This is a genomic window from Amycolatopsis mongoliensis, from assembly GCF_030285665.1.
In the GTDB taxonomy this organism is placed as follows: Bacteria; Actinomycetota; Actinomycetes; order Mycobacteriales; family Pseudonocardiaceae; genus Amycolatopsis; species Amycolatopsis mongoliensis.
The window spans coordinates 5915201-5930899 of the sequence record NZ_CP127295.1 but is presented as its reverse complement, the minus strand read 5'-3'; the positions used below and the strand labels follow the sequence as shown (position 1 = coordinate 5930899).

Annotated in this window: 17 protein-coding genes and 2 pseudogenes; 8 read left to right on the top strand and 11 right to left on the bottom strand. The window is 70.4% G+C overall.

Features of this window, described 5'->3' with window-relative positions:
* Window positions 1-192: pseudogene (locus QRX60_RS51625) on the bottom strand (HSP18 transcriptional regulator); the annotation flags it as partial.
* 119 nt (window positions 193-311) lie between these two features.
* Between QRX60_RS51625 and QRX60_RS28850 the strand changes: the two are divergent.
* The 3 genes from QRX60_RS28850 (at window position 312) to QRX60_RS28840 (ending at window position 1740) form a co-directional block, all read left to right on the top strand.
* Window positions 312-755 (top strand): Hsp20/alpha crystallin family protein, encoded by a 444-nt coding sequence (locus QRX60_RS28850; RefSeq protein ID WP_285994558.1) that lies wholly within the window; start codon window positions 312-314, stop codon window positions 753-755.
* Window positions 756-835: 80 nt separating this feature from the next.
* Entirely contained in the window at window positions 836-1270 is a 435-nt protein-coding gene (locus QRX60_RS28845; protein WP_285994557.1) for a DUF6292 family protein, read from the top strand.
* Window positions 1267-1740 (top strand): DivIVA domain-containing protein, encoded by a 474-nt coding sequence (locus QRX60_RS28840; protein WP_285994556.1) that lies wholly within the window; start codon window positions 1267-1269, stop codon window positions 1738-1740. The genes QRX60_RS28845 and QRX60_RS28840 overlap by 4 nt, the downstream gene beginning before the upstream one ends.
* 106 nt (window positions 1741-1846) lie before the next feature.
* On the opposite strand, the gene QRX60_RS28835 is transcribed toward QRX60_RS28840, so the two are convergent.
* Genes QRX60_RS28835 through QRX60_RS28805 form a run of 6 tightly spaced genes read right to left on the bottom strand, consistent with a single transcriptional unit; the run spans window position 1847 to window position 10176 of the window.
* Window positions 1847-3178 carry an MFS transporter gene (locus tag QRX60_RS28835; protein ID WP_285994555.1) on the bottom strand — a complete coding sequence of 444 codons (1332 nt, stop codon included), beginning with the start codon at window positions 3176-3178 and terminating at the stop codon, window positions 1847-1849.
* Between the two features lie 53 nt (window positions 3179-3231).
* Window positions 3232-4485, bottom strand: a complete 1254-nt coding sequence (locus tag QRX60_RS51470; RefSeq protein WP_332845785.1) for a xanthine dehydrogenase family Fe-S subunit — start codon at window positions 4483-4485, stop codon at window positions 3232-3234.
* Complete coding sequence (locus tag QRX60_RS28820; protein ID WP_285994554.1) at window positions 4482-5387, bottom strand: FAD binding domain-containing protein; 906 nt, start codon at window positions 5385-5387, stop codon at window positions 4482-4484. The genes QRX60_RS51470 and QRX60_RS28820 overlap by 4 nt, the downstream gene beginning before the upstream one ends.
* Window positions 5388-5396: 9 nt before the next feature.
* Window positions 5397-6176, bottom strand: a complete 780-nt coding sequence (locus QRX60_RS28815; protein WP_285994553.1) for an enoyl-CoA hydratase/isomerase family protein — start codon at window positions 6174-6176, stop codon at window positions 5397-5399.
* A gap of 2 nt (window positions 6177-6178) precedes the next feature.
* The gene (locus tag QRX60_RS28810) at window positions 6179-8617 is read right to left on the bottom strand and encodes a xanthine dehydrogenase family protein molybdopterin-binding subunit (protein WP_285994552.1); all 2439 of its coding nucleotides are present in this window, start codon (window positions 8615-8617) and stop codon (window positions 6179-6181) included.
* 5 nt (window positions 8618-8622) lie between these two features.
* Window positions 8623-10176, bottom strand: a complete 1554-nt coding sequence (locus tag QRX60_RS28805) for a class I adenylate-forming enzyme family protein (RefSeq protein ID WP_285994551.1) — start codon at window positions 10174-10176, stop codon at window positions 8623-8625.
* A 105-nt stretch (window positions 10177-10281) separates the two neighbouring features.
* Here QRX60_RS28805 and QRX60_RS28800 point away from each other — a divergent pair, with 105 nt between their 5' ends.
* The gene (locus QRX60_RS28800) at window positions 10282-10854 is read left to right on the top strand and encodes a PadR family transcriptional regulator (protein WP_285994550.1); all 573 of its coding nucleotides are present in this window, start codon (window positions 10282-10284) and stop codon (window positions 10852-10854) included.
* 325 nt (window positions 10855-11179) lie between these two features.
* Here QRX60_RS28800 and QRX60_RS28795 read toward each other — a convergent pair whose 3' ends face one another.
* Entirely contained in the window at window positions 11180-11512 is a 333-nt protein-coding gene (locus QRX60_RS28795) for a helix-turn-helix domain-containing protein (protein WP_285994549.1), read from the bottom strand.
* A gap of 782 nt (window positions 11513-12294) precedes the next feature.
* On the opposite strand from QRX60_RS28795, the gene QRX60_RS28790 reads away from it, so the two are divergent.
* From QRX60_RS28790 to QRX60_RS28780, 3 genes are all read left to right on the top strand, one after another.
* On the top strand, window positions 12295-12555 hold the full coding sequence (locus QRX60_RS28790) for a hypothetical protein (protein ID WP_285994548.1): 261 nt from the start codon (window positions 12295-12297) through the stop codon (window positions 12553-12555).
* A 247-nt stretch (window positions 12556-12802) separates the two neighbouring features.
* A complete protein-coding gene (locus QRX60_RS28785; protein WP_285994547.1) occupies window positions 12803-13372 on the top strand; it encodes a recombinase family protein in 570 nt (189 codons plus the stop codon).
* 97 nt (window positions 13373-13469) lie between these two features.
* A complete protein-coding gene (locus QRX60_RS28780; RefSeq protein ID WP_285994546.1) occupies window positions 13470-14177 on the top strand; it encodes a hypothetical protein in 708 nt (235 codons plus the stop codon).
* 114 nt (window positions 14178-14291) lie between these two features.
* On the opposite strand, the gene QRX60_RS28775 is transcribed toward QRX60_RS28780, so the two are convergent.
* Window positions 14292-14504 (bottom strand): hypothetical protein, encoded by a 213-nt coding sequence (locus QRX60_RS28775; RefSeq protein WP_285994545.1) that lies wholly within the window; start codon window positions 14502-14504, stop codon window positions 14292-14294.
* Window positions 14501-15031, bottom strand: coding sequence for a TetR/AcrR family transcriptional regulator (locus tag QRX60_RS28770; RefSeq protein ID WP_332845784.1), 531 nt, complete (start codon window positions 15029-15031; stop codon window positions 14501-14503). The genes QRX60_RS28775 and QRX60_RS28770 overlap by 4 nt, the downstream gene beginning before the upstream one ends.
* 180 nt (window positions 15032-15211) lie before the next feature.
* Between QRX60_RS28770 and QRX60_RS51620 the strand changes: the two are divergent.
* Window positions 15212-15334: pseudogene (locus tag QRX60_RS51620) on the top strand (DUF2510 domain-containing protein); the annotation flags it as partial.
* Between the two features lie 85 nt (window positions 15335-15419).
* Here the strand turns inward: QRX60_RS51620 and QRX60_RS51465 are convergent.
* Complete coding sequence (locus QRX60_RS51465; protein ID WP_332845783.1) at window positions 15420-15620, bottom strand: GGDEF domain-containing protein; 201 nt, start codon at window positions 15618-15620, stop codon at window positions 15420-15422.
* Between the last annotated feature and the right edge of the window lie 79 nt (window positions 15621-15699).

Genomic DNA, 15699 nt, shown 5'->3' with positions numbered 1-15699 from the left:
GCGCTCGGCAGCCTGGCGGCTCGCGACACCCAGCGCGGCCAGCTCGTACCACTGTCCCGGGCCGCCGCGATCAGTTCCGGCTCCCATGCGGCGAGCTGATCCCGCACCGACCGCAACGCGGCGAGGACGGCGAGGACGGCTGCGCATGCCACATCGAGCTGCGGGCACCACGTCGTAGACACCCTGCACCACTCCGGCGACCCTCTAGTGTCATCCCTTCGATGACATCGTTCTTGTCATCACTTGGACGACATGTTAGAACAGTGGGGCGTGTTGACACCAGAGAGCAACGAAATCCGGAGGTGGACCCGATGTTGATGCGCACTGACCCCTTCCGCGAGCTGGACCGCTTCGCGCAGCAGGTCTTCGGCACTCCCGCGCCCGGCACCTGGTCGAAGCCGGCCGCGATACCCCTGGACGCCTACCGCGCCGGTGACGAGTTCGTCGTCTGCTTCGACCTGCCCGGCGTCGCTCCCGACGCCATCGAGCTCGACGTCGAAGGCAACGTCCTCACCGTCCAAGCAGAACGACGGCCCGCGCCGAGCGGTGACGACGTGCGGATGCAGGTCTCCGAACGGCCGCTGGGCGTGTTTTCCCGCCGGCTGTTCCTCGGGGACACCCTCGACACCGACCACATCGCCGCGAACTACGACGCCGGCGTCCTGACCCTGCGCATCCCGATCGCCGAGAAGGCCAAGCCCCGGCGCATCGAAATCACCGGCGCCGCCACCGACCGGAAGGAAATCCAGGCCTGACGGCCTCGCCGCCGACGCAGGACCGGCAACCCCGAGCCGGTCCTGTGTCGGCCCGCTGTCCCAGAAAGGCATCTCCACCCGTGACCGCATCGCTGTACACCCCGACCGGCCACCCCCACCCGGCCTTCACCGCGCTGCAGGCCTACCTCGCCGACGTGACCACCACCGTCGGCGTCGGTCTCGAGTCCTGCACCGTCGACCACGACAGCCCGGTTTCCGCTTACGTCGCCCTCGACGAACACCTGCCCGGCTACCCGGGTCGCGACGTCGCCCTGCTGTGGGACGAAGTCCACGGCTGGGCCGCCGCCATCGAGACCCACTCCGGCGAAGACCTCATCGTCCTTCGTTATCTCGGCGGCACCACTGTCACCCCGGAACCCGAGGACATCACCCGGTTCTTGACGGCGCTGCGCGAGGACGATCACCGCATCGGCCGCCTCGACCCGCCCGCGATCCGCGCCGCCGGCACTCTCACCGAACTGCAGGCCGTCCTCTCCCAGAGGAGGACGGCGTGACCTCCCCGGCTCTGCCGCTGCCGGTCAGTTTTGCCCTCGCCGTACGCGGATACGACCGTGCGCAGGTCGACGAACACCTCGCCGACCTGCAGGACGAAATCCGGCTTCTGACTCTCGACCGCGACGCCGCGCTCGCCGAAGCCGAAACTCTGGCCCGGCTCCTCGAGAGCGCTCGCGCCGAGGCGGGTGACCTGCGCGCTCGCCTCGACCGCGTCGTCCGCGCGCCGGCCGACCCGGCGGCCGTGGGCGACCGTGTCCAGCGCATGCTCGAACTCGCCCGTGCCGAGGCCGACACCATCGTCGCCGCCGCGCGCGCCCGCGCCGAGGGCATCCTGCGGCTCGCCACGACAGCCGAACGGCGCACCGCCGCCCGCCTGCGAGCGATCGACGACTACCTCGCCCGCGCCGAGCACGTCCTTGCCGAGGAACCGGAACCCGCGGTACGCGGTGAACACCTCGCCGCCGCATGACATCCGCGATCGCCGCGGAGAAAGACGTGAGCAAGTCCGCGCACGAGGGTGCAGAGAGGATTCTCTGCACCCTCGTGCCGTTCGGCCCACCCGGCCCCAGCCGCCGTCAGGCGGAGGTGGCTTCGTCGGCGACGGTCCGGGCACCGCGCTCGCGATCGAGCGCACCCCGGGTTTCCGGGCTGGCCAGGATCGCGATGACGAACACCAGGGTCGCGCCCACCAGGAAGATCGCGAGCCGCGAGGGAACATCCGACAGCTCCGGGCTGAGCAGGCTCACCAGGGTCGGCATCAGCCCGCCGAGCATGAAGCCGAGGTTCCAGCTCACCGCGGTGCCCCTGGCCCGCAGTTCGGTCGGGTACTGCTCGTTGAGGAAGATCATCAGCGGCGAATACGCGGCGTTGGACAGCATCACCATGACCACGCACAGCAACGCCACGACCGTGCCGCGATCACCGCCGGCGGAGGCGATACCCCACGTCAGCAATGGCAACGCGAAAAGGTTGCACAGGCCGAACCCGAGCATGGTCCGGCGGCGCCCGAGCCGTTCGCTCAGGTGGCCCGCGCCGATCGCGGCCCCGATCACCAAGACGCTGCTGACCAGCAGGATGGTGCCGCGCCGGCCGGCCGGGACCCCGACCACCTCGCTGAGCAGGGTGGGCAGGTACCCGGACGTCAGGTAGTACTGCGCACCACCACCGGCGGCCACCGCGATGTTGAGCGCGAGGATCTTCTTGCCTCGGCCGCGAACCAGCTCCCGGAAGGCCACCGGCGCGCGCTGCTTCCCTTGGAACTCCGGGGATTCCTCGACCTTGCGCAGCACGAACAGGCTCAGCAGCGCGCTGAGCAGCCCGCAGAAGAACAGCACCCGCCAGCCCCACTGGTCGAACGCCGGGCCGGGGAAGATCGCCGAGACCACGATGTAGGCCAGGCTGGCCAGGGCCGCACCGAGGCCCGCTCCCCCGGCCCCGATCAGCCCGCTCATCAGGCCGCGCCAGCGCGCGCCGATGCTCTCCGTGCCGAGCGTGTGCGTGGTCGCGGTGACGCCGCCGACGAACAGTCCCTGCGCGATGCGCAGCGCCAGGAACAGGATCGGCGCGAGCACGCCCACCGAGGCGTGGGAAGGGATCAACCCCATCGCGGCCGTGGTGACGCCGACGCCGCCCATGACGAGCACCATGGTCGCCTTGCGCCCCTTGCGATCCGCCAGCTCACCGAAGATCGCGGCACCCGCCGGGCGCATCACGACGGTGACCGCGAACGAGCCGAACACCGCGGCGATGCCCAGGGTCGGGCTGGTGCTCGGGAAGATGTTCTTGCTGATCGGTCCGGCCACGTAGAGCAGCAGGAACAGGTCGAACAGGTCGAAGGACCAGCCGGCGACGGAAGCGAATACCGCGGCACGAGGCGACTTTGACCGTGGTGCGATATCGGTTGTCAAGGTTTCCCCTCACATGCGACGAAACAGGGCAAGGAAAAGGGCAGGAATCCGGATCAGCGGGCGGTCCGGCGCCCGCGGCGCAGGGCTGTCCGGATCCGGTCGATCAGCGGGGCGAACAAGAGTTTCAGTGCGCTCGGCGCCTTGACCGGGCCGCTGGGCGCCTGCCCGGAGGTCGCGGCTTCGCGCAGGGCGTCCGCGAACTGCTCGAACATGCGCCGGCTCACGTCCCCGGCGAGCGCCCGGCCGAACTGCGCGATGCGCCCGGTGAGGTACACCTTGGCCTCGGCCCGCATCGCGGTACCGGTGGCCGTGGCCTCGGTGCGCAGCACGATGTCGGCCTGGGTCTGCGCGCCACCGGTGTCCTGCCCCTGCGCGAGCACGCGCAGGCGCTGACCGGCACGGTCGTGCGCGACGACGTGCGCGACACCCTTGAACGAGAGCTTGATCGGGCCGACCGAGACGCGCGCGCGGCCGCCGTAGTGGTCCTCGCCGAGGTCTTCGGTGAGCTCCGCGCCGGGCAGGCAGCGGGCGAGCAGGTGCACGTCGTCGAACACCCGCCACACCGCGTCCACCGGCACGCCGATCTCGGTCTCGATGTCCACCGCGATCGTCGGATCCCCGTCCGGCAGCACGATGTCGATCCGACGGGTGCCTTCGGCGGCGGTGTCCTCGCCGGCCTCGCGGCCGTCGGTGCTGCCGCCCCCCTGACCGGTGGCCCGGCCGACGAGCGCGCGGTGTGCGCAGTTGCCCGGGGCGGGGATGCCGTCGGGGTGTGCCTCATGGGTTTCCCGGACCGCGGTGAGGATGTTGCGGTACCCGGTGCACCGGCAGATGACCCCGGACAGCTCCTCGGGCAGTTCGTCCTCGGTCACCTCGGGCTTGGTGCTGAGCAGGTCGTAGGAGCTCATCAAGAAGCCCGGTGTGCAGAAACCGCACTGCAGTGCGTGATTGCGGCCGAAGGCCTCCTGCAGCGGGTGCAGGTCGTCCGGCCGGCCGAGGCCCTCCACGGTGACGATGTCCGCCCCGTCGAGCTGGACCGCGAACAGCAGGCAGGCCCGGGCCGCCTGCCCGTCCACGAGCACCGTGCACATCCCGCACACGCCGTGCTCGCAGCCCACGTGCGTGCCCGTGAGCCCGAGATGGTCGCGCAGCGCGTCGGCGAGCGTGACCCGCGCCGGCAGGCTGAGCACGGCGGGCGTGCCGTTCACGGTCATCCTGACCTCGACGAGGTCGTCCACCCCGGCCTTGATCGGACGAGGTTTTCCCTTCTGCGCCAAGGGGTCGGTCGTTTCCGGGGCGGTCGTCACGGGTTCACCTCACCGGCGCTCCTGCGAGCGCGCTCGTATGCCTTGCTCAGTTCCCGGCTCGCCAGCGTGCGGAACAGCCGGCGACGGTAGTCGCGCGACGCGTGGGCGTCGCCGTCGGTGTCGACCAGCTCCTCCGCCACCGCGGTGAGCGGACCGGACAAGGTGCTCGCCAGGCGGCTCACGTCGCCGCCGCACTCGCTCAGCGCGGTGGCGAGCTCGCCGCCGGCCGAGCAGGTGACCGGCCGGTCGGACACGCCGAATCCGGTCAGCTCCGCGTCAGTCTCCGCACCGCGCACCCGGACCCGGGCGGCGACCCCGGCGAGCGCGAAGTCGCCGTGCCTGCGCGCGATTTCGGCGAACCCGAAACCCTCGCCCCTCCCGGCGATCGGGAACCGCGCCGCGGTCAGGATGTCCGACGGTCCGAGCGCGGTGGTCATCGCGCCGGAGAAGAACTCCCGGGCCGGCACCCGGCGGGCGCCGCCGGTGCCGGTCACGACCAGCTCCGCGTTCAGGCAGCACGCCACGGCCGGCAGCTCGGCGGCCGGGTCGGCGTGGGCGAGGCTCCCGCACACGGTTCCCCGGCTGCGCAGTTCCCGGTGCCCGACCCACGGCAGTGCCATGCCCAGCAAGGGAACCGCGGCACTCACCGGGTCCCGCTCCACCCGGCGCTGGCGCACCGTGGCACCGATCTCCAAGTACCCGCCTGCGGTGCCGATCCGGTCGAGCTCCGCGACGGAATTGATGTCCACCAGGGTTTCGGGGCGGGCGAGCCGCATGGCCAGCACCGGGACCAGCGACTGCCCACCCGCGATGACCTTGCCGCCGCCGTCCGTGCTCGCCAGTTCGGCGATCGCGTCGGGCAAAGTCGACGGCCGAACGTAAGCGAACGGTGCGGCCTTCATGGGTTCACCTCACCGCCCCTGGAACTTCGGCGCGCGCTTCCCGGTGAACGCGGCGACGCCCTCGGCGAAGTCCTTGCTGGAGCGCAGCATCGAGTACGCCTTGCGCTCCAGCTCGATCCCGGAGTACAGCGGTGCGTCCACGCCCTTGTCGAGCACCTCCTTGGCGGTGCGGGCGGCCAGCGGGGAGAACCCGAGCAGCACGCCCACGATCCGCTCCACCTCGGCGTCCAGCGCGGCGCGGTCCTCGACCACGTTCGCCACCAGGCCCCAGTCCCCGGCCTGCTGCGCGTTGATCCGGGACGCGGTCATCACGTGGTACTTCGCCCGGGAGAGGCCGATCAGCCGGGCGAGGCGCTGCGTGCCACCGGAGCCGGGGATCATGCCCAGCCGCATTTCCGGCAGCGCGAACTCGGCGCGCTTGGTGGCCACCCGGATGTCGGTGGACAGCGCGAGTTCGAGCCCGACGCCGAAGCAGTAGCCGTCGACCGCGGTGATCACCGGCTTGGGGCTGCGCGCCGGGGCGGTGACGTTCTGGCCCAGGTCGGTGAAGTCGATCGGGTCGACCTCCATGAATCCGGCGATGTCACCGCCGGAGGAGAAGTGCTCCCCCGCGCCCTGGACGACCACGACCTTGATCTCGTCGTCGGCGTCGATCTCGGCGAACCGGTCGGCCATCACCTGACGGGTCTCCCAGGTGATGATGTTGTACTTGCCGTGATCGAGGGTCAGGTAGGCGACCCGGCCGTCGTGGCCGCGGTCGAGCCTGATCTCGCCTCCGGTGAGTGCCATCGTCAGTGGTTCCTTTCGTTTTCCGGGGTGCTGCCGGTCAGCAGCTCGTGGAGCACGTTCCCGTGCAGGGGCAGGCTGGTGATGTCCACACCGGCCGGGGCGAGCGCGTCCGCGACCGCGTTCGCGATCGCGACCGGCAGGCTCATGCAACTGCCTTCCCCGCAGCCCTTCGCGCCGAGCCTGGTCAGCGGGGACGGCGTTTCCAGGTGGTCACTGTTCAGCTCGAAGGTGGCTTCGGCGCTGGTCGGGCACAGGTAGTCCATGAAGGTGGCGGTCGGCTGCCCGGCCTCGGTGTAGCGCATCTCCTCGAACAGCGCGCCGCCCAGCGCGTGGGCGAGCGCGCCGTGCACCTGGCCTTCGAGCAGGGTCGGGTTGAGGATCGTGCCGGCGTCGTGCACGGTGACCACCTGCTCGAGCTTGACCTCCCGGGTCTCCGGGTCGATCCGGACGACGGCCAGTTCGGCGACGAAGCCGTAGCACAGGCTCGAGTTGATCTGGTCGGAGCGGCTCGCCGCCTTCGACTGCGGAGGCGTGAACGCGGCCTCCTCGTAGAGCCGCGCGGAGGTACCGGCCGGCAGCGCGCCGGGATCCCAGTGCACCAATCCGGCCGCGTGCCTGAACGAGACCGCCCGGCTCGGCTCGGCGCGCAGCCGGACCTGGCCCTCGGCGAGTTCCACCGTTTCGGCCGCGACGCCGAGCAGGGTGGCGCCGGCGATCTTGACGGTCTCCGCGAGCTTCTCCGCGGCCTCCACCAGCGCGCTGGTCAGCAGCGGCGCGAAGCGGGAGGAGTAGCTGCCCGAGCTGATCGTCCACGGGGTGGTGGCGGTGTCCATCTCGACGATCGGGCGCACGTGTTCCCGCGGCAGCCCGAGCTGGTCGGCGACCACCTGCTGCGCGACGGTGGCGTGGCCCTGGCCCTGCGGCACCGTGCCCAGGAGCACCGAGACCAGCCCGCTGGGGTCCACGCTGATCCGGACGTGCTCGGTGGAACCGGACTTCCCTCGCCCGGACGCCCGCTGCTCGGCCGGGGTGGCCAGGCCGACGTAGCCGATGTTGGTCGCCGACGGGTCGACGATGGTGGCCACGCCGAGGCCGAAGTACTCGCCCCGCGCCCGCGCTTCCCGCTGCTTTTCGCGCAGTGCCTGGTAGTTCGCGTTCTTCACGACCATGTCCAGCGCGCGGTGGTAGTCGCCGGAGTCGTAGATGCCGCCGGTCGGGGTGGCGTACGGGAAGTCCTCGTGCCGCACGAAGTTCCGCATACGCAGCTCGACCGGGTCCAGCCCGCAGGTCTCGGCGACCTTGTCCATCAGCCGTTCCAGGCCGAAGTACAGCTGCTGGCCGCCGAAGCCGCGGTTGAGCCCGGTGGGCGTCTTGTTCGTGACCACGGCACGCGAGCGGATCTGGACGGCATCGATCCGGTAGGCGCCGGTGATGTTGCCGAAGCAGCGGTAGAGCGTGCTGGGCTCCGGCGGGCGCAGGTAGGCACCCACGTTGTCCACCAGGTCGGCCCGCAGCGCCTGCACCGTGCCGTCGGCCGAGACGGCGGCCTCGAACCACATGGCCCGGTCGGACCCGGCGGAGCTGGCCAGCATGTGCTCGATGCGGTCCTCGGTCCAGCGCACCGGCCGGCCCGCGTGCTTGCTGGCCAGCGCCATCAGCGCGACGTAGGGATAGATCCCCGCCTTGATGCCGAAGCTGCCGCCGTTGTCGGCCGGGATCATCAGCCGGATCCGCGACGCGGGCAGGCCGAAGGCGCCGGCCAGCACCGCCACCATCGAGAACGGGCCGTGGAAGTTCGCCCACGCCTGGATGGCCGGGCCGTCCACTTCGTCCTGCCACTCGGCGACGACCGAGTAGCACTCCATCGGGGTGGAGGAGTAGCGCGGGAAGTCGTACTTGCCCTTCACCACGTGATCCGCCTTGGCGAACACCTCGTCCACGTCGCCGAAGGCGAAGGTCCGGTCGGTCGCGACGTTGCCGTCCGCGTCCTCGTGCAGCCGCGGCGCGTCCGGCAGGAGCGCCTTCTCGACGTCGACCACCGGCGGCAGCGGCTCGTAGTCGATCTCGACGAGTTCCGCGGCGTCCTCGGCCAGGTACCGGTCGCCGGCGACCACGACCGCGACCGGTTCGCCGACGAAGCGCACCTTGTCCGTCGCCGTCGGGTAGTACGGCATCGGGGTCTTGAGCGCCAGCGGGAACGGCCTCAGCGTCGCCTTGACTTCCTCGGGGCCGATCACCGCGGCGACCCCGGGATGCCGCCGGGCGCGCTCGAGGTTGACGCCGCGGATCCGGGCGTGCGGGTGCGGGCTGCGCACCACCGCCGCGGTCAGCGTGCCCGGCAACGGGTCCATGTCGTCGAGGAACCGGCCGCGGCCGGTGAGCAGCGCGGGGTCCTCGATCCGCGCCGTCGTCCTGGCCGGTTTGTCGGTGACTGCGGTCATTCGGCTCACCTGCTTGCTTCGGTGGCGCTGCCGGGCAGCGCGCGGTAGTTGCCAGTGCTCAGTTCGCGGCGCAGGATCTTGCCCACCGCGGATTTCGGGATGGCCGCGACGGCGACGAATCGCTTGGGGCGCTTCAACGACGGCAGTCCGGACTGCTCGACGGCGAAGGCCTCCAGCACCGCCGTCGCGTGCTCCGGGGTCATGCCTTCGGCGGGGACGAAGAACGCGGTGGCGGCCTGGCCCCACCGGTCGTCGGCCATGCCGACCACGGCTATCTCGCGCACCGCCGCGCAGCGGATCAGCGCGTCCTCGATCTCGTCGGGGTAGATGTTCTCGCCACCGGAGTTGATCATGTCGTCGACCCGGCCGGCGACCCAGAGGTCCCCGTCCTCGTCGGCGATCGCCAGGTCGCCGGGGAAGTACCAGCCGTCGCGGATGGACTTGGCGTCGGCGTCGGGACGGTGCCAGTACCCGGCGAACGCCTCGGGGCCGGCCATCGAGACGGCGATCTGCCCCTGCTCCCCCGGTCCCACCTCGGCGTCCGGCGTCGCGGCGGGATCCGGGTGCACCAGCCGGACGCGGGAGAACACGCCGGCGCGGCCTGCCGACCCCGGCTTCGCGAGCACGTCCGGCCCGACGGTGAAGGTGTAGATCTCGGTACTGCCGAAGTGGTTGACGAAGGACTCCGGTTCCAGCGCGCCGGCCAGCTGCTCGGCCAGCGCCGGGGTCATCGACGAGCCCGCGTAGGCCAGCCTGCGCACGGTCCGCGCCTCGGCGAGCCGGCCGGTGCGCACCAGCGACCAGTAGATCGTCGGCACCAGGTACAACGAGCCGATTCCCTCGGCGGTGATCAGCTCGAGCGCCTCGTCCGCGTCGAACTTCACCTGCGGCACCCAGGTTCCCGCGCCGACGAGGGTCGCCAGCAGGGTGCGCAGCCCCATGGTGTGGAACAGCGGCATCACGCCGAGCGTGGCGTCGAAGCGGGACTGTCCACTTTGGATCAGATGGGCGATCGCCGCGTGGTGCTCGGCGGAGTGCGTGCGCGGCACGCCCTTCGGTTTGCCGGTCGTGCCGGAGGTGTAGAGCATCACGCTGATGTCCTGGTCGGACACCCGGACGTCCGGGGCGCCGCTCGGCTGCCGCAGCGCCAGGCGCTCGATGGTGTCCTCGGTCGGCGGCCCGGAGGCGATCCGGGGAACCGGGGGCAGCCCGGCCAGCGCCTCGTCCGCGAGGGCCGCGGTCGAGGCGTCGGTGACCACCAGGGCGGGCTGGGCGTCGGCGACGCAGTAGGCGAGTTCGGGTGGCGCGAACCGGAACGACAGCGGCACCGAGACGGCACCGAGCTTCTGCGCGGCCAGGTGCAGGCTGGCCAGCGGTTCCCCGCCGGCCAGCGAGAGCACCACGCGCTCGCCGGGCCGGACGCCGAGCGCGGTCAGTGCCCGGGCCAGGCGATCGGTGTGCGCGTCCCACTCGGCGTAGGTCATGGAGCTTCCGCCGCCCACCGCGCGGCGCCGGGGATAACGCTCCGCCGTCCAGCGCAGAACCGTTCCCAGATCCATGTCCGTCCCTTCATCGCGACAGCGATCGACTCACCGTCTGTAGCGAACGGTATGATCTCGACCATCTGTTTCGGATGGTTGCGAACCTACGATACGATTCGGAGCATGTCAACGGTTCGGTTGTCGACGACGTCGTACGTGGTGCTCGGCATGCTCGCGCTGCGCGGTCCTTCCACGTCGTACGACCTCAAGCGCGCGATCGGCCGGTCAGTGGGGTACTTCTGGAACTTCCCGCACGCGCAGCTGTACTCGGAGCCCAAGCGGCTCGAGGAGGCCGGCCTGCTGGAACTCGACGAGGAGGACTCGGGGCGCCGGCGCAAGACGTTCTCGATCACCGAAGCCGGCCGGAAGGCGCTGCGCGACTGGATGGCCGAGCCGGTCAACGAGCACTTCGAGCTGCGCGACGTGGCGGAGATCAAGCTCTTCTTCAGCGAGCTGGCCGGACCGGACGACGTGGCGCAGCTCGCGAAGGGGCAGGTCGAGCAGCACGAGCGCCGGATCGCCGAGTACGAGGAGATGCAGCGCCGCTTCGGTCACATCGAAGAGGTCGCCGGCCGCATGATCACCCTGGAACTCGGGCTGGGCATGGAGTACGCCGCACTCGAATTCTGGCGCGGCGTACGCGAGCGCGCCGACCGCGGCGAGTTCAAGATCGGAAAGCACTCAGTCCAGGACTAGTGTCGCGCGTCACTGGCCGGCTTGCCGCTGCGGGCTTGCGAGTGACCCGGACCCCGTCCGGCCGCTGCCGACTCAACCGGACCGCGGCGGTCGCCGACCCGACATCGTGCCCGAGCCTCGGTTCGGTCGACCGCCGACACGGACAAAGCCTCCCCGATCCCGTTGGCCGAGCCGGCTGCCGGCGGGCACGGCGCAGTGCGGATCAACGGGTGCGGCGGCGAAGCAGCAGGGTGCCCGTGACTGGGTGTCCTTGCCATGGCCGCGAAGGGGCGTGGCTTTGGCGGCACATCGGCACGCGGCACCGGGCCGCGTGCCGACTCGGGATTCAGTCGCCGGCGCGAAGCTCGGTGTTGCGGCGCTGCGCCTCGTGCAGCTGGTCCTCGAGGGAGACGATGCGGCACGCGGCATCGATCGCAGTGCCCTGGTCGACCAGTTCCCGCACCCGGGCGGCCAGGCGCAACTGCTGCCGTGAGTAGCGGCGGTGCCCACCGGCGGAGCGTTGCGGCGTGATCAGGCCGGCCTCGTCCAGGCTGCGCAGGAAGCCTTGGGTGGTGCCGAGCATGTCCGCGGCCCGGCCCATCGTGTAGGCGGGGTAGTGGTCGTCGTCGAACTTGTCGGCCGCGCTGGGCGTGGCCGGGCCTTGTTGGTCAGGGATCATTCCACCTCCACGTCACAAAGGACCCCGGGTGCCACTGCGGCACCCGGGGTCCTCAAGGGTAGGGATTCTTCACCATTGTCAACCGGCGCGACCGCCGGCTTCCTGCACCCGCGTCCGGCCGAAGACCGGATTCCGCGGGGATCGCTTACTCGTGACCGAGCACCACCTCCGAACTCGATGGGACTGCGGCACCCGCGCGGCGCTACCTGGCCGCTGCGGGCGATCCAATGATGTTCCCGTTCCCTTCTTTCCTGTGTTTTCCACTTACTCGGTATCGCAACTGCTACTTCACCTGCTGCGGACGTCACTGCCGGAACCCTTCCACTGATCGGTCCCAGCACGCTGACGCCGCTGGTCACTGCCCGGAGCCCCGTTCATGGATCGGCCCCGGCCACCTGACCGGTCCTGCCACTGCACTTGCACACAACAACTACTGGTACTGCCCACTACTGGTACTGCCGAGCTTCGCGGGAACACACGCTCCACCCGCGTCTTGCCACTTCTCCCCAGGACCGGCACTACCTGATCGAACCTTCTTCACGACCCGGCCCTGGAGTACTGCTTCCGGTCACCAGCCGAAACCTTGTTCCCTTGATCGGCTCCGTGCTGCCTGACCGCCTTGTCACACTTCGCGGGTAGTTACGTCCTCTCCCGCGCCTGCTTGACGTTGTCTCTCTCGGTACGAGGAGAACACTACACACACCCGTCGTTGAATGTCTACTCCAGCCAGCATAGATTTTTTGGAGCATGTCCGTGCGACAGTGAGAGAAGAGGACGTAACCGTGAGTGACGAGGTCACGCAGGATCCGCTCGACGAGCGGTACGGCCTGGCCGGAGTACGCGACATGGTCGAGTACGCCGAAGCCCTGACACGGTTGCTGGCGAGGGGGCGGCGGGAGCGGTGCGTGGCGTTGCTGTCGGAGGCCGAGGCCTACGCGGCGGCGGAACTGCTCGGCCAGTTCGCGCTGCACGACCCGCAGGGGGCGTTGAACCGCTTGGCCGCATCCCTGGCCAGCCGGATCTACAGCCGCCTCGGCGCCTGACCCAGCCGACGGATACCGCCGTCGACGACATCAGACACCGGGTGCGTTCACGAGCCATGAGCGCCAATGACTGGAGCGTGAGACGCCCTGGCCTCGGCCACTCCTGAGTCAGCGACAGAGACGGTGGACTTGCTCGCGCAGTGGATGACCGCCGCAGGCCCGTGGCGGGTTGCGGTTTGCCTCTTGCGGACACACCTCCACCACATGCCATCAGGATCGCGTGCCGTCACAGGATTGGTAGCGACAAATGGCCGAGGTAGCCAGTCCGAAGTCAACGATCGACGCCATCGCGGTCGGCGAGTACGAACGCACGTTCACCGGAGCCCGGTTCGCCACCCTGTACGCCTGGTGCACCCAGCACGCATCCAGTTGTGGCTGCCTGAAACAGGAGGCCTGGTCGATCTCGGCAACCGCGACCACCGAGCACTTCTGCCGCTGCCGACGGCCCAGTCCCAGAGACAGGTCCTCTGCGCCCGGCACCGGGTTTTGGCAGCAACGCACAGCCACCCAGCACGGCCGATACCGCGGCATCCCATGCCCGTCCAGCGCCGACCCGAACCGCAAGCGCCGTCGGACCCGCGGCTCCCGGACGCTTCGGACCGTCGCAGTGATCTTGGCGAACCCGCGCTACACCGGTCGGCAGATCCGGAACCGTCGGACCGCCGGGACCAGCGAGCCGACGTCGACGCCGGCGTTGTCCGTCAAGCCCGCGCACGCGGCACTCGTCACCGAGCAGGACTTCGTCGCCGCTCAAACAGATCCGGGCGACGCGTCAGCCCACCAACGGCCGCCCGTCGGTTCGCGCTCGCCGGCCTGATCCACTGTGGTCTCCGCGAACGACGTCCGGACCCACACCGGAATCACGGCCGTCCGACGGCGGGGTGCGGATCGGCCGCTTCGGCTATGCTCACGACGTGCTCTCACTGGGGGGCCGCCGGGGCCGGGGGCGGGAAATGTGGGTGAAGAACGTCCTCTGGCCGTTCGCCGGCGCCGGCGTGGCCGCGATCATCTGGTTCACCGGTGACCACACACTCGCCGGCTACGGCTGGTTCGTATGCACGGCCGCACTCGCCTTCGGGTTGTGGGAAGTCCGACGACGAGGTCACTACCGCTGGCGACCACCCCGGCCACTGCCCGACGACCCGGGAACGCCGATCCTCCCGCCGGACCAGGACCCGGTCCTGGTCACGGCGACAGCGAGACGCACGCGCCGAGCGCGGCAAACCGCCCTTCTCGCCGCGGCCCTCGCCGTCACGATGGCGGGTATCGCCCTGCTGCCCCTCGGCCCCTGGCGAACGCCGTTCGTCGCAATGGCGTTCATGGCCGGATCCGGCGTCGTCGCGGCGATGATCGACGCGGTGCGATTCCGTCGCCCCCTGCCCGGCAGCTGGACGGAACTCGAAGTCGTCGGCCCAGCCTCGGCCCAGCCGTGGCGCCTGGCCCGCACCCCGGAAGGCACCGAATTCGCGTTCAAGCTGACCGCCACCGACGACGCGCTCACCCACCACATCGAGCAGACCAGCCGACTACGCGTCCTCGGCGAACCCCACATCGGCAGCCCGGTCCGCATAGCCGTCCCCGGGCAGACCTCACTCGGGCTCGCGTTCTTCAGCCGGCCCTGACAGCGCGTGCGCTGTAACTCCTCACGGTGCGAAAGGTCGTCCGGCATCGGCAGGTCCCGCTCATCGCGTCAACGATTCTCATGGAAGCGATGGCCGGAAAAGGCTTGCGCGGCTTCACAGCCGCGTCCATGGCAGGCGTCTCTTCACGACCTGGAAGACATCCGGGGTGGATATCCTGTCCTCGTCCGATTTCGGGGTCCAGCGGTCGGCGAGCAGGGTGACGCCGTCCCGGAGCGGCACCGGCAGATCGCGCCGGATGTCCAGGTCGCGGGTCACCGGCGGGGGCAGTTTCTGCAGGCGCTGGGTGAGCACGCTGGCGAGTTTCATGGAAGACGATCTCTTTCCGGGGTGTCGGCTCCGGTGGGGGTCAGGACCGGGGCGACCCGCAGGAGCCGGTCCGCCAGGTCTTCGGGCCGGAGCGGGTCCGCGCCGTCGATCAGCCAGGTGTCGAGCAGCAGGCTCGCCCCGCCGGTGAAGAAGGCAGCGAGGTCGGCGACGGTCGGCTCGTCCAGGTCTGGGTACAGCTCCCGCACGAGGGTGCGGTTGAGGGAGCCGAACAGTGCGTTGAGCGTCCCGGCCATCGCGAAGGCGCACGAGCCGGTGAGCACGGCGCGGTAGAACACCCGCCGCTCGGCGAAGTGGCGCGCCAGGAGCAGTGTCTGTGCGCGCAGTTCGTCCGGCGACTCGTCGACCCGCGGCAGCAGTTCGCGCTCGACCAGGTCGGCCGCGGCCGCCGCGAGCAGCCCTTCGCGGTCGGTGAAGTGCAGGTAGAGGAGCTTGCGGCTGACATCGGCCGCGTCGGTGATGTCCGTGACCGCGATGTCCGTCGTCTCACGTTCCACCACCAGACGCACGGCGGCGGCCGGCAAGGCGGCGCGCGAACGCTGAACCGGCGGTCCTGCACTGTCGAGTGGCGCGCGTCCGAGCCGAGCCAAGGCGCCGGGGAGGTCACTGTGCCCGTCGGCGCACCGATGCCGGCGGACACGGCGCTGCACGCCGACGGCGATCTCTCCGACGACGGTGGCGAGTGAGGCATGGCCGGCCACCGATCACTCCGATCCGCCCACCCACCCGGATGGTTCCCCGATCCGCTCGACGACCTGCTGCTCCGCTACCGGGATGGCCGATGCCGGACGTTCCACACCGCCGAACTGCCGGCTCGGACACCGACAGCTCCGCAGCTCGCGCTCGCGAAGCCGGCAGAAGCGGCTCCCGCTCTCCGCCCCGACATCGCGCGCGCCATCAGCGTTCGGCGATCGCGCGGGCTTCGCCCTCGTCGACGCCCGGCAGCAGGGCGGCGAACTCTTCCCCGCCGTCGCGGCCGACGGTGTCACCCTGACGGACCGCCTTGATGAGCACGGTGACGACCTGCGCGAGAACGTCGTCGCCCACGGGATGGCCGTGCGTGTCATGGATGCACTTGAACCAGTCCAGGTCGATCATCAGGACGCCACCCCACCCCTCCCTGGCGCGAGGCATGGCGGGCCTGCCCGTGCCAGGTGGGGGCGTTGAGCAGCCCGGT

Excerpts from the sequence above, each read along its gene's own strand:
- QRX60_RS28795 (WP_285994549.1), bottom strand. The coding sequence starts at position 11,512 with ATGATCCCTGACCAACAAGGCCCGGCCACGCCCAGCGCGGCCGACAAG.
- QRX60_RS28810 (WP_285994552.1), bottom strand. The coding sequence starts at position 8,617 with ATGACCGCAGTCACCGACAAACCGGCCAGGACGACGGCGCGGATCGAG.
- QRX60_RS28850 (WP_285994558.1), top strand. The coding sequence starts at position 312 with ATGTTGATGCGCACTGACCCCTTCCGCGAGCTGGACCGCTTCGCGCAG.
- QRX60_RS28775 (WP_285994545.1), bottom strand. The coding sequence starts at position 14,504 with ATGAAACTCGCCAGCGTGCTCACCCAGCGCCTGCAGAAACTGCCCCCG.
- QRX60_RS28800 (WP_285994550.1), top strand. The coding sequence starts at position 10,282 with ATGTCAACGGTTCGGTTGTCGACGACGTCGTACGTGGTGCTCGGCATG.
- QRX60_RS28805 (WP_285994551.1), bottom strand. The coding sequence starts at position 10,176 with ATGGATCTGGGAACGGTTCTGCGCTGGACGGCGGAGCGTTATCCCCGG.
- QRX60_RS51465 (WP_332845783.1), bottom strand. The coding sequence starts at position 15,620 with ATGATCGACCTGGACTGGTTCAAGTGCATCCATGACACGCACGGCCAT.
- QRX60_RS28820 (WP_285994554.1), bottom strand. The coding sequence starts at position 5,387 with ATGAAGGCCGCACCGTTCGCTTACGTTCGGCCGTCGACTTTGCCCGAC.
- QRX60_RS28785 (WP_285994547.1), top strand. The coding sequence starts at position 12,803 with ATGGCCGAGGTAGCCAGTCCGAAGTCAACGATCGACGCCATCGCGGTC.
- QRX60_RS28815 (WP_285994553.1), bottom strand. The coding sequence starts at position 6,176 with ATGGCACTCACCGGAGGCGAGATCAGGCTCGACCGCGGCCACGACGGC.